General features: G+C 63.7%; 13 protein-coding genes. 9 read left to right on the top strand and 4 right to left on the bottom strand.

Features of this window, described 5'->3' with window-relative positions:
* Positions 1-54: 54 nt before the first annotated feature.
* The 3 genes from K1177_RS00615 (at position 55) to K1177_RS00605 (ending at position 1,983) form a co-directional block, all read left to right on the top strand.
* Entirely contained in the window at positions 55-1,143 is a 1,089-nt protein-coding gene (locus K1177_RS00615) for an AbrB family transcriptional regulator (protein WP_224701234.1), read from the top strand.
* Position 1,144: 1 nt separating this feature from the next.
* Positions 1,145-1,441 (top strand): hypothetical protein, encoded by a 297-nt coding sequence (locus K1177_RS00610; RefSeq protein WP_224701232.1) that lies wholly within the window; start codon positions 1,145-1,147, stop codon positions 1,439-1,441.
* A 239-nt stretch (positions 1,442-1,680) separates the two neighbouring features.
* On the top strand, positions 1,681-1,983 hold the full coding sequence (locus tag K1177_RS00605) for a PepSY domain-containing protein (RefSeq protein ID WP_224701230.1): 303 nt from the start codon (positions 1,681-1,683) through the stop codon (positions 1,981-1,983).
* 50 nt (positions 1,984-2,033) lie between these two features.
* Here K1177_RS00605 and K1177_RS00600 read toward each other — a convergent pair whose 3' ends face one another.
* The 3 genes from K1177_RS00600 to K1177_RS00590 form a co-directional block, all read right to left on the bottom strand.
* Positions 2,034-3,677 (bottom strand): alpha-glucosidase family protein, encoded by a 1,644-nt coding sequence (locus K1177_RS00600; RefSeq protein ID WP_224701228.1) that lies wholly within the window; start codon positions 3,675-3,677, stop codon positions 2,034-2,036.
* A gap of 135 nt (positions 3,678-3,812) precedes the next feature.
* The gene (locus tag K1177_RS00595) at positions 3,813-4,430 is read right to left on the bottom strand and encodes a glutathione S-transferase family protein (RefSeq protein WP_224701226.1); all 618 of its coding nucleotides are present in this window, start codon (positions 4,428-4,430) and stop codon (positions 3,813-3,815) included.
* A 2-nt stretch (positions 4,431-4,432) separates the two neighbouring features.
* A complete protein-coding gene (locus tag K1177_RS00590) occupies positions 4,433-5,371 on the bottom strand; it encodes a 2-hydroxyacid dehydrogenase (protein ID WP_224701224.1) in 939 nt (312 codons plus the stop codon).
* Positions 5,372-5,575: 204 nt separating this feature from the next.
* Between K1177_RS00590 and K1177_RS00585 the strand changes: the two genes are divergently transcribed.
* The 5 genes from K1177_RS00585 to K1177_RS00565 all read left to right on the top strand — a co-directional run bounded on the left by K1177_RS00585 (position 5,576) and on the right by K1177_RS00565 (position 9,756).
* Positions 5,576-6,997 (top strand): circularly permuted type 2 ATP-grasp protein, encoded by a 1,422-nt coding sequence (locus tag K1177_RS00585; RefSeq protein WP_224701222.1) that lies wholly within the window; start codon positions 5,576-5,578, stop codon positions 6,995-6,997.
* Between the two features lie 73 nt (positions 6,998-7,070).
* Positions 7,071-8,021 carry an alpha-E domain-containing protein gene (locus K1177_RS00580; protein WP_224701220.1) on the top strand — a complete coding sequence of 317 codons (951 nt, stop codon included), beginning with the start codon at positions 7,071-7,073 and terminating at the stop codon, positions 8,019-8,021.
* A complete protein-coding gene (locus K1177_RS00575; RefSeq protein ID WP_224701218.1) occupies positions 8,021-8,857 on the top strand; it encodes a transglutaminase family protein in 837 nt (278 codons plus the stop codon). Before K1177_RS00580 ends, K1177_RS00575 begins: the two co-directional genes overlap by 1 nt.
* A gap of 87 nt (positions 8,858-8,944) precedes the next feature.
* Positions 8,945-9,289 carry an ArsR/SmtB family transcription factor gene (locus K1177_RS00570; protein WP_224701216.1) on the top strand — a complete coding sequence of 115 codons (345 nt, stop codon included), beginning with the start codon at positions 8,945-8,947 and terminating at the stop codon, positions 9,287-9,289.
* Positions 9,286-9,756, top strand: a complete 471-nt coding sequence (locus tag K1177_RS00565) for an SRPBCC domain-containing protein (RefSeq protein WP_224701214.1) — start codon at positions 9,286-9,288, stop codon at positions 9,754-9,756. Before K1177_RS00570 ends, K1177_RS00565 begins: the two co-directional genes overlap by 4 nt.
* Here the strand turns inward: K1177_RS00565 and K1177_RS00560 are convergent.
* The gene (locus K1177_RS00560; protein ID WP_224701211.1) at positions 9,753-10,688 is read right to left on the bottom strand and encodes an AEC family transporter; all 936 of its coding nucleotides are present in this window, start codon (positions 10,686-10,688) and stop codon (positions 9,753-9,755) included. The two genes, K1177_RS00565 and K1177_RS00560, sit on opposite strands and share 4 nt — an antisense overlap.
* A 171-nt stretch (positions 10,689-10,859) precedes the next feature.
* On the opposite strand from K1177_RS00560, the gene glpD reads away from it, so the two are divergent.
* Entirely contained in the window at positions 10,860-12,359 is a 1,500-nt protein-coding gene (gene glpD, locus K1177_RS00555; RefSeq protein WP_224701209.1) for a glycerol-3-phosphate dehydrogenase, read from the top strand.
* Positions 12,360-12,431: the final 72 nt, after the last annotated feature.

The following is a 12,431-nucleotide window of genomic DNA, read 5'->3' as shown; positions in this document are numbered from 1 at the left end:
AACCAAGGACGGCCCGCCTCCCAGCGGCGTCCTGTTTCGTCATCTTCAGGCACTATGTCAGCACTCCCAGCCCAGCTGCGTTCGGTTCTCCCTGTGGTCCTCACCCTGCTGGTCTCGGCAGCGGGCGGCGGCCTGGCGACCCTGGCCGGGCTTCCGGCTGGCTGGTTGATGGGTGGCGCGCTGGCGGTGGCGCTCGCGTCCATGGCCGGACTGCCCATGCGCATGCCGGACCGGCTGCGCGACGTGGCCTTTCTGCTGATCGGCATGTCGATGGGCGCGAGCGTCGCGCCGGACAGCCTGACGCTGATGTCGAGTTGGCCAGTGAGCATCGCTGCCCTGGCAATCGAGCTGGTGTTGATCGTTGCGGCGACGGGCTGGATGCTGGCGCGGCTGTTCAAGCTCGACGCCGGCACGGCCTATCTCAGTTCCTTTCCCGGACATCTGTCGTTCGTGATGGGCATTGCCTCGGCGGGTGTCGGCAATCCGCGCCAGATCGTGATCATCCAGGTGATCCGCATCCTGATGCTGACCATCTGCGTGCCGATCGGCGCAATGTTCCTGCCGATCGACCATTTCGAACCACGGGTGGCGACCTCATTCCTCGGCATCGGGCCGTTGCTTGGGCTGGCTGCCGGCTGTGCGGTTGTCGGCTACATCTTCCTGCGCCTGCGCGTTCCGGCCGGCTTTGTGCTGGGATCGATGGCCGCGGCCACTGTGGGCAAGCTCGCGGGGTTCTATAGCGCGGCCATGCCGCTGCCGCTGGTGACGGTTACATTCATCCTGACGGGCGCCCTGATCGGCTCGCGCTTTGCCGGTATCGGGCGGCAGGAGTTTCTGGCCGCGGCAAAGGGGGGGCTGATCGCGACGAGCATGACCGTGGGCATCGTGACCCTGATGGCTGGCCTGGTGAGCCTGGTTGTCGACATGCCCTATGGCCAGATCTGGCTGGGACTGGCCCCCGGCGCGCTGGAGGGCATGGGCGCACTGGGCGTGGCGCTGGGCTATGACACCGCCTTCATTGCGGCCCACCATGTGTTGCGCCTGCTGATGCTGTCGCTCGCGATACCCACGGTGGTGCTGCTGATCCGGCGACGCGAGAGCGCCACAATGGCGACGCATGATGACGGGCAAAGGAGACCCTGAGATGTTTCGCACCGGTCTGGCCGCGTTCGGCCTTGTCGTGTTCACAGCCCTGCCCGCAAGCGCCGCCATCTGCAGCGGCAGCGGCGAGGGCCTGAGCTTTTCGTTCAACCTGGGCCTGGGCGCCGACATCAGCGAAGACGACCAGAACCAGTTTGACCTGATGAACCTGCGTCGACTTGGTGTGGACGCCACCCGCGTCGAGCGCTGGGGCGGCTGCCTTCGCGCCTATGTGCGCAAGCCCGAGGGCGGCGAGGAGATGCAGTATTTCGAGCCGGGGACTTATCGCCGCGTGCAATAGCACACGTGCGAAAGTGACCTATCGCCGCGTGCAATAGGGTCGCGACTGAAGGTGCGGAGTTGCCGCAGCGAGCGGGAAGCACACCGTCACACGCGGGCAAAAGTGGACGGAACCTGTCCAGCACATTGCCGGGCAATTTCCTAGATTTCATTGATATGACAAAGCCTTAACTGGCGACCAGAAGGGCCCCGGGGCTAGATGGAGACGTTCCATCTTCTCCCGAACAAAGGACCTTCAAAATGATCAAGACCCTTATCACCGCCGCCTTCGCCACTGTTTCGATCGTGGCCGTCAGCATTCCGGCTCAGGCCGCCACCGGCGCCGAGGACGTCAGCTGCGACGCCGGCTATTCGATCAGCGACAATGCCGACAGCCTGATGCAGCGGCTCGAAGCCAAGGGCATCGCCGTTTCGGGCGTGGAAGACTGGAGCGGCTGCGTGCGCGCCTATGTCACCAAGGCCGATGGCAGCACCGGCATGGTGATCCTGGATCCGGTCTATCTGACCCCGGTCAGTGGCACGACGGAAGCCACCACCATTTGATCGCGGCCCAAACCCCTATGGCCCGGGGCCGCGACAGGCGGCGCCCCGGGTCAGGTCGAAATGGCCACGCTCAGCGTTGTCTCTGCATCCAGAGCGACAAAGGCATAGCCATTGGCCCCCAGTTGCAGCGAGCGGCCAGTGATCGCCGCACTTTCCGACACCGGCTCGAGCACGGCGCCGGCCGGAAGGCCGGCCAGTGTCAGCTGATGTGCGCCGGCTGACAGATTGAAAATGCAGAGCATGGATTGCCCATCGAGCGTCCGGCGGAAGGCCAGCACCGGCTCGCTGACATCGAAGAAGGCAATATCGCCCAGCGCCAGAACAGCCTGCGTCTTTCGCCAGGCCAGCACCCGCCGATAGAAAGCCAGCGTCGAATTGGCATCACCAGCCTGGCTGGCGACGCTGAGCGCCGACTGGGCCGGCTTGACCGGCAGCCAGGGCGTGCCGGTGGTGAAGCCATTGGGCGCCTCGCCGACAGTCCAGGGCATGGGCGTGCGACACCCGTCACGGCCCTTGTCTTCGGGCCAGAAGCGAATGCCGCGCGGATCGGTGAGCTCTTCAAACAGCAGTTCCGTTTCCGGCAGGCCGAGCTCCTCGCCCTGATAGAGGCAGACCGAGCCGCGCAGGGACAGCACCAATGCCAGGGTCTGACGCGCCAGGGCCGGCAGGCTGACCGCATGCGCGGCCCAGCGGCTGATATGGCGCGGGACATCGTGGTTGGAGAAGCTCCAGCACGGCCAGCCATCGGGGCCGGCCTTGAAGAACCGCTCAATGCGGCTGCGGAAATGGTGCGCCGTGAACTGCGGCCCCAGGAAATCGAAGCCATAGCACATGTGCAGACGGTCACCGCCGGATGTGTAGGCCGCCATCAAATCGAGCGATTTGTGGCTGTCGCCCACCTCGCCGACGCTGGTGCTGCCGGGGAATTCATCGAGCAGCGCCCGCGCGCGACGCAGGAAATCGAGGTTTTCCGGCTGGCTCTTGGAATATTCATGCACCTGCCACTCATAGGGGCTGGGGGCATGGGGACCCTTGAGGACCTTGGGATCGGGCGGGTTGGAGCGCAGCTTCTTGTCGTGGAAATAGTAATTGACGGTGTCGAGCCGGAAGCCGTCGACACCGCGCTCGAGCCAGAAGCGCAGGACATCGAGAACCGCGTCCTGCACCGCCGGATTGTGGAAGTTGAGATCGGGCTGGCTGATCAGGAAGTTGTGCAGGTAGTACTGGCCGCGCGTGCCGTTCCATTCCCAGGCGCTGCCGCCGAACACGGCCGGCCAATTGTTGGGTGGCGAGCCATCGGGGTTGGGATCGGCCCAGACATACCAGTCGGCACGCGAATTGGTGCGGGAGAACTTGCTCTCCTGAAACCACTGGTGCTGATCGGAGGTGTGGCTGATGACCTGGTCCATGATGACCTTGATGCCCCGTGCATGGGCCTGCTCGATCAGCGTGTCGAAATCTTCCAGCGAACCGAACAGAGTGTCGACCTCGCAATAGTCCGACACGTCATAGCCCATATCCGCCTGCGGCGATTTGGTGATGGGGCTCAGCCAGATGCAGTCGATGCCCAGGCTGGCGATGTGATCGAGCCGGGAGATGATGCCGGGCAGATCGCCGACGCCGTCGCCATTGCTGTCCTGAAAGGAGCGAGGATAGACCTGATAGATCACCCCACCGCGCCACCATTGCGTCATCGCCAGAACTCCGTCCACTGCCCAGGACCGAGTCGCAACCATGCACCCGGCTTGCATGAACCCTAACCAGTCAAAGCGGTGGAGGGAAACCCTGGGCACGCAGGTTTGCCGTTCCCCCAAAGCAGGGTGGGCGGATCACGAAGCGGTTGGATGAGACGCGGCGAAGGCGGGGATATCGAGGCTTCGCCGGGCCAGGGCGTCCAGGCGCGGCCGCCCGGTTGCGTCGGAAAAATCGGCAATCGTACCCAGGAAATCCACCGTCGCGACCACTGCAGCGTCGGCGCCATTGGGCGCGTCACCACCAAACCAGCCCGATTCCGGCGCCTGTGCCTCCAGAGATGCAAGGCCTTGCCGCAACTGGGTTGCCAGACGCTCGACCCAGGCCTGCCAGACCAATTCTGCTGGCCGCCGCTCGGTCTCGTAGACATAGGCCACGCCCTTTTCGGCAATGGCATTGGCGAGGGCGATGACCTGCAGACAGGCCACACGCTCGGCGCCGGCAGCAGGCAGAAGGCGCTGATCGGGAGCGGCGGAGGTTTCGAGATAGTCGATGATGGCCGCGGTCTCGATGAGATCGCCATGCGGGGTGGTCAACACCGGAACGCGGACCAGCGGATTGCGGGCGGAAAAGCTCTCGAAGTCGGCGCCGAAGATGTCGGCAACCTCACGCGTGTAGGGCGTGCCCTGGAGGGCCATCCAGATGGCCACGCGGCGGACGAAGGGCGAGCGCTTGCCACCATAGAGCGTCAGCATGGTCAGACCACCGCGCTCAGCAGCGGCTCTCCGGCGAAATGCGCGTCGAGATTGGCGATGACCAGGGCGCCCATGGCGTCGCGCGTCTGGGTTGTCGCGCTGCCCTGATGGGGCGAGAGCACCACATTGTCGAGGCCGAAGAAGGCCGCGGGAACATTGGGCTCATCGACAAACACGTCGAGCGCCGCGCCACCCAGGCCGCCGGACTGCAGCAGCTCGAGCATAGCCTGTTCATCCACGAGCGTGCCGCGGGCGACGTTGACCAGCCTGCCCTTGGGGCCAAGGGCGGTGAGCACCTCGCGGCTGACGATGCCTTCGGTTCCCTTGCCGCCGGGGGCAATGATCACCAGCCAGTCGCTGTCGCGGGCCATGTCGACCAGATTGTCGTAGAAGATATGTGGCTCGGTAGGCTGCCGCTTGCGGCCGTAATAGACCACGCGCATCTTCATGGCCTGAGCCCTTGTGGCGATCTCCTTACCGATGCGGCCCAGACCGAGAATGCCCACGGTCTTGCCGGTGAGCTCGGAAAAGAGGCCAAAGCCGGCGTTGGGCCACTTGCCCTGGCGCACGAACTGGTCGGCCTGGGGAATGCGGCGCGCCAAAGCGACCATCAGCCCGATGGTGAGCTCGGCCACGGCATCGTTGAGCACACTGGGCGTATTGGTGACGCGCACATTGGCGGCCCGCGCCGCAGCGGTGTCGATGCTGTCGTAGCCGACGCCGAAATTGGCGACGATCTCGAGCGCGGGGAGCTGGGCGATCAGCGCGGAATCGACATTGCCGCCGGCGATGGCGCGGATACGCGGGCCGACCTCGGCCAAAAAGGCGGCGCGGTCGGATGCCTCATGCAGCTTGTGGACGGTGTAGCGCTCGGCCAGGCCCGCCTCGCAGGATGCCAGCAGCTTGTGGGTCTGCAGGATGTCGATGGCGGGCTTGGTCATGGGCACGTCCTTTTGTTTTGGCGCGCAGCTTAGCGGGTGGGCCTGCCATCGCAAGCCCAACTTGGGCGCCAGGCGTCAGAAAGCGACATGCACGGCCTTCACAGCGGGCAATCGAGTCTGTGCCGCGATGGCGGCTGGACGGATGCTTACAAATGTGTAGCAATGTGAAGGCGATGGGACGAGCCGCACACCACTCGGAGTAGAATGGCCGAAAATCCGCCGTTTGACGAAATGTACAATCCGGATGGCAGCGTCCGCGAACCTTATCGGGCGCTGGCGCAATGGCTTGAGGAGCAGCCCGACAAGGCGCTGACGCTGATGCAGTCGGATGCGGAGGCAATCTTCCGCAAGCTGGGCATCACCTTTGCGGTCTATGGATCTGCCGAGGGCACGGAAAAGGTGATCCCTTTTGACGTGATCCCCCGCATCATTGCCGCGCAGGAATGGCGGCGCCTGTCCAAGGGCATCGAACAGAGGGTGAAGGCGCTCAACGCCTTTCTCTATGATATCTATCACCGCCAGGAGATCCTCAAGGCGGGCCGCATCCCGGACAAGCTGATCCTGCAGAACGAGGCCTTCTGCCCCGAGATGATGGGGCTGGAGCCGGCGCGCGGCATCTATGCCCATATCATCGGCGTGGACATCGTGCGGGTGGGCCCGGACGCGTTCTATGTTCTGGAAGACAATCTGCGCACCCCCTCGGGCGTTTCCTACATGCTGGAAGACCGCGAGGCGATGATGATCCTGGCGCCGGACTTGTTCCAGCGACAGAAGGTTGCGCCGGTCGAGAACTACCCGGAAAACCTGCGCCGGACGCTGGAAAGCGTGGCGCCGGCCAATGCCAGTGCGTCGCCCAATATCGTGGTGCTGACCCCGGGCATCTATAACTCGGCCTATTTCGAGCATTCGTTCCTGGCCGACCAGATGGGCGCAACGCTGTGCGAGGGGCCGGACCTGTTTGTCGATGGCGGCAAGGTCTATATGCGCACCACCACGGGCCCCGAGCGTGTGGACGTGATCTATCGGCGCATCGACGATGATTATCTTGACCCGCTGACGTTCAACCCTGGCTCGATGCTGGGCGTGCCGGGGCTGTTCGACGCCTATCGCGCCGGCAATGTGACGCTGGTCAATGCGCCGGGCACCGGCATTGCCGACGACAAGGCGGTCTATACCTATGTGCCCGAGATCATCGAGTTCTATCTCGGGGAAAAGGCGCTGCTGCAGAACGTGCCGACCTACAACTGCACCGACGAGGAACAGCGCAACTGGGTGCTGTCCAATATCGGCGACCTGGTGGTCAAGGAAGTGCACGGTTCGGGCGGCTACGGCATGATGGTGGGGCCGACCTCGACCAAGGCCATGCACGCCGAATTCCGCAAGAAGATCGAAGCACGGCCGGACAATTACATCGTGCAGCCGACGTTGGCCCTGTCCACCTGCCCGACCTATGTGAACGCCGGCATTGCACCGCGCCATGTCGACCTGCGGCCCTATGTGCTGATCGGCGACGAAGTGCGCATCACGCCCGGGGGCCTGACACGCGTGGCGCTCAAGAAAGGCTCGCTGGTGGTCAACTCCAGCCAGGGCGGCGGCACGAAAGACACCTGGGTGCTGGAAGATTGAAGATGAAGTCTAGCATTCGAAAACAGCATGTATCGTTCTGCCTTCCATACCTGGTCACAAGGGGGGCGACCCCATGACCATGTTGGGACGGACGGCACAGAACCTGTTCTGGCTCAGCCGCTATGTGGAGCGGGCGGAGAACATGGCCCGCCTGCTTGAGGTGGGCTATCGCATGAGCCTGACCAGTCGGCGCGAAGGCGGGGCATCGGAGCACCTGGTGTCCATGATGCAGGCGGCCGAGGTCGACGAGGCCTTTGCCAGCAAGGACCGCGTGGCCGATGTGGACACCGTGGCCAATTTCATGATGTTCGACCCGGACAACTTCAGTTCGGTCTATTCATGCCTGTTGGCGGCGCGCACCAATGCGCGCTCGGTGCGCACGGCGATCACCAGCGACATGTGGGAGTCGATCAATTCGGCCTGGCTGGAATTTTCCCAGATCAAGCCGCGCGACGTGCGCGGGGCCAAGCTGCTGGGCCTGCTCGAATGGGTCAAGGACATCGGGCACCAGTTCCGCGGCGCGCTGCTGGGCACGATCCTGCGCGACGATGGCTTTGCCTTCCTGCAGGCGGGCAATTTCATCGAGCGGGCCGACAATACGGCGCGCATCCTCGACATGAAATATTACGTGCTGCTGCCGCGCGCGAAGATGGTGGGCGGCGATCTCGACATCCAGCAATGGACGCTGATCCTGCGGGCCGCGTCGGCCCATCGCAGCTACCGCCATGTCTATCATGACCGCTACAAGGCGCATAACATCGCCGACTTCCTGATCCTGCGACCGGAAATGCCGCGCTCGCTGATCTTCTGCGCAAAGTACATCGAGGACAATCTGGCGACGCTGAGCCAGTTCTATGGTCAGAAGCAAAGCTGCGACGAGGCCGCAAGCCAGTTGCGCAGCATGGTGGATGGCACGGACATGGACACCATCTTCACCTACGGCCTGCATGAATTCCTGACCGAATTCATCGCCCGCAACAACCGCGTGTCGGACACGCTGTCAGAAAGCTATAATTTTTACTGATGCGCATCTCGATCGAACACCAACTGAGCGTCACGCCGCCAGCCGGCACGGTCCATGCCGTGTTGCAGGTGATGCTGACGCCCATCAACGGGCCCAGCCAGAGCGTGGACAGCTGGAGCGTGGAGATGCCCGGCATCGGCAATGCGGCGCGTTTCGCCGATGCCTATGGCAACAGCGTGCATCTGGTGAACCAGGCGCGGCCGGAGGGGACGCTGCTGGTGACAGTGCGCGGAGAGGTGACCACGACGGACCGGCACGGCGTGCTCGGCCGGGTGAGTGGCGAGCCCGTCGCGGCCCTCTACAAGCGTGTCACAGCGCTGACCCGGCCGCCGGTGACGCTGTATGGCAAGTTCCGCAGCAGCAAGGACAACCGCATCGACATCCTGCATGCGCTGATGGCGCGCGTCGGTGAGACGCTGGGCGTGGCCGATGCCGGGGAGCAGAGCCAGACCCAGATGAGCGCCGATGGCGCGCAGAGCCAAAGCCAGGGTACGGCGAGCGGACAAACGGCCCGGCCACCGGCCAGCGCCGCCGACCTGGCGCATGCCTTCATCGGCAGCTGTCGGGCGCTGGACATTCCGGCACGCTACGTCACCGGCTACCTTGCACCGGGCGGCCCCGAGGCGGAGGACAAGCTGACGGGCTTTCATGCCTGGGCCGAAGCCTTTGACGACAGGCTGGGCTGGATCGGGTTTGATCCAACGCTGCAGCTCTGCCCGACGGACCGTCACGTGCGGCTTGCCGCCGGTCTGGACGGCCTGACAACCACGCCACTGCGGATTGTGCCGGCTGGCGATGGCGTTGCTATGCAGGAGGCGGTCGTCAGCATCGCCTGAAACGGCAGAAGACCTGTCGGACGCCAAATGCCATAATTCGCTATAGTTAGCTATTTCACTTAGTATCGCGTTCTGATAGTTAGCCTTATGGAACAGTTTTCGCATAGCCTGGACAGCATCTTCCAAGCCCTTGCAGATCCGACGCGACGGGCGGTGCTGGAACGACTCGGACACGGGCCGGCAAGTGTGGGCGAACTGGCCATGCCGTTCGATATGGCCCTGCCCTCATTCATGAAACACATCACCATGCTGGAATCGTGCGGACTTATCCGCACGCGCAAGAGCGGGCGGGTGCGCCATTGCGCCATCGATCCGCAGCGCCTGGCGCTGGTGGATGGCTGGCTGGCCGACCAGCGCACCCTGTGGAATGGCCGCACAGACAGGCTGGAACGGCTGTTGACGCAGCCGAAAGACAAGGACCCCTCAGCGTGACAGCATTTTTCGATCCCCAGCGAGATCTCGAAATCGCACGCGTCATCAAGGCGCCGCGCGAACGAGTGTGGGAAGCCTGGGCGCGCCCGGATCTGTTCGCGCGCTGGTGGGTTCCGGCGCCGGCACAATGCCGCGTGGTCGAAATGGACTTCCGCCCCGGCGGCGCGCTGGTGACAGAAATACGCGAGAATGGCGGCGCGTTTGGTCCGCATATGCAGGCCTGCTATCTCGACATTCAGCCCAATCGGCAGCTGGTGTTCACCACGGCGCTGATTGGCAATTGGCGACCGGCGGCTGACCCGTTCATCACTGCCATCATCACGCTGGACGAGGACATCGAAGGCACGGCCTATCGCGCCCATGTGATGCACAAGAGCCCGGACGATCGGGACATGCATAGCGAACTGGGCTTCATGGACGGCTGGGGCAGCGTGGCGGCGCAGCTGGCGCGGCTGGTCGAGGGCTAGAGACTGAGAATATAGAGCCAGCCCGAGATGGTGAGCGCCGAGGCCACGGTGGCAATCAGGATGGTGTTGGCGGCAACGCTGACACCGCGATTGTAGTAGGTGGCAAAGACATAGACATTGACGCCCGCCGGCATAGCCGAGAGCAGAATGCCATAGCGGGCGATTTCCATGGGCACATGGAGCACCCAGATCATCAGCACATAGGCGATGGCCGGGTGAACGATGAGCTTGATCAGCGAGGCGACCAGCGCCTGGCGCCAGTTCTCGGAGAGCTTGAATTCGTTGAGCGCCCCGCCGATGCCGAACAGCGCTGCGGGGACCACCGCCTGGCTCATCATGACGAAAAAGGCCTCGGCCGGCTCGACCAGCTTGAGGCCGGAGAAATAGCCGACCATGCCGGCGGCTATGCCCCAGATCAGCGGATTGGACGCGACGCGCTTGCCCGCCGTGACGAGGGTCTGGCCGAGCGAAGCGCCGTCGCGGCGCATCAGCTCCATGGTCACCATGCCCAGGGTGAGAAGGATGGCGCCATGCAGGCCAATGATGGAGAGCGTCACGGCCAGTGACTGCTGGCCATAGGCGCGCGTCATGATGGGCAGGCCCACCAGCACCGTATTGGTGAAGGTGCCCGAAAAGCCGACGGCGACCGATTCGCCGGGCGCATTGCCAAAGAAGCGGCGCGCGATGACGATGCCCAGGCCAAAGCAGATCGCAGCGCCAATGTAGAACGGGCCAATGATGGCGATGTTGAAGGCAGAGGCGAAATCGCTGGTCAGCAAAGAGTGAAACAGCAGGCAGGGCGTCGCAAAGTTGTTAACGAAGGCGATCAGACTCTTGATGCCATCGGCTGGGAACAGGCGCAGCCGGACGGCGCTGAAGCCAAAGGCCATCAACGCAAAAATGGGCAGGATGACGCTGATGATGCTGAGCATCGCCGGGCTTTCGATGGCCTGAAGGTCCCCTGCCCTACGCTGGCTCGCCACATGGGTCAATGCCGCGCTGGTATGGTAGAATGTGCCGGCCAGCAGGATCAGAAAACGAAAGCCTCTTCTTCCAATCCGAAATCAAAACGCCTATAAACGAAACAAACCTGAGGAGCGGGAATGAGCAGCGACGCAAGCGTGGATATTTTCGTCATTGGCGGCGGCATCAATGGCGCCAGCGTAGCGCGCGATGCGGTTGGTCGTGGCTTTAGCGTGGCGCTGGCCGAGATGAACGATCTGGCCTCGGGCACGTCGTCGGCGGCCACCAAGCTTGTGCATGGCGGACTGCGCTATCTCGAGCACTACGAATTCCGCCTGGTGCACGAAGCGCTGGCTGAGCGCGAAGTGCTGTGGGCGGCAGCGCCGCATATCATCTGGCCGCTGCGCTTCGTGCTGCCGCACCACAAGGGCCTGCGCCCGGCGATGATCCTGCGGGCTGGGCTGGCGATGTATGACTATATGGGCGGCCGGCGCCTGTTGCCGCCGACCAAGACGCTGGACCTGCGCAAGCACGAGACCGGCACGCCGCTCAAGACTGGCTACAAGCTGGGTTTTGAATATTCCGACTGCTGGGTGGATGATGCGCGCTTCGTGGTGCTCAATGCCCGTGACGCGGCGGACAAGGGCGCGGCCATCCATGTGCGCACCAAGGTGACCAGCGTGCGCCGCGATGGCGGTGGCTGGGTGATCGACCTCGATGGCGAAGCCGGCCGGCAAACCGTGCGGGCCAAGCTGGTGGTCAATGCCGCGGGGCCCTGGGTGGATGACGTGATCACCGGGGCGATGGGCAAGAACGGCGCGCACAATGTGCGGCTGGTCAAGGGCAGTCACCTGGTGGTGCACAAGCTCTATGACCACGACCGCTGCTATATCTTCCAGAATGCGGACGGCCGCATCATCTTCGCCATTCCCTATGAGAATGACTACACGCTGATCGGCACCACCGACCAGGACTATGACGGCGACCCCAAGGACGTGAAAATCTCCGAGCAGGAGACCGACTATCTGCTGAGTGCCGCGAGCGAGTATTTCGCCAAGCCTCTCAAGCGCGACGACATCCACTGGGCCTATTCGGGCGTGCGGCCGTTGTTCGATGATGGCGCCAGCGCGGCGCAGGAAGCGACACGCGACTATGTGCTCAAGGTCGATGGCGATGCCGCGACGGGCGCAGCCATCAATGTGTTTGGCGGCAAGCTGACCACGTCGCGCCGGCTGGCGGAATCGGTGCTGGAAAAGATCGAGGACGTGCTGGGCAAGAAGGGCGAGCCCTGGACCAAGAAGAGCACGCTGCCGGGCGGTGATTTCCCCACGCTGGGTTTTGACACCGAGGTGCGCCGGTTGGGCAAGGACTATCCGGGCCTGCCCCAGACCCTGCTGCGCCGGCTGATGCGGCTCTATGGCACCAAGGCCCGCGTGCTGCTGGGGACAGCGCAGACCGTGGCGGACCTCGGCCAGCACTTCGGTTGGGACCTCTATGCCGCCGAAGTCGACTATCTGGTGGCCCATGAATGGGCGCGCACGGCGCAGGATATCCTGTGGCGGCGCACCAAGATTGGCCTCAAGGTGGGGGCGGAAGATGTGATGGCGCTCGAGACCTATCTGGCGCAAAAAGGGCACTGAGCCCGTCTTTTGCACCCGCCTCACAAGGGGCGGGTGGACCACGCAGAGACCGGTGAACGGTTCAGGGAGGAT

It is taken from the genome of Devosia aquimaris, from assembly GCF_020169335.1.
Classification (GTDB): Bacteria; Pseudomonadota; Alphaproteobacteria; order Rhizobiales; family Devosiaceae; genus Devosia; species Devosia aquimaris.
This window is presented reverse-complemented; position numbering and strand designations above follow the sequence as displayed.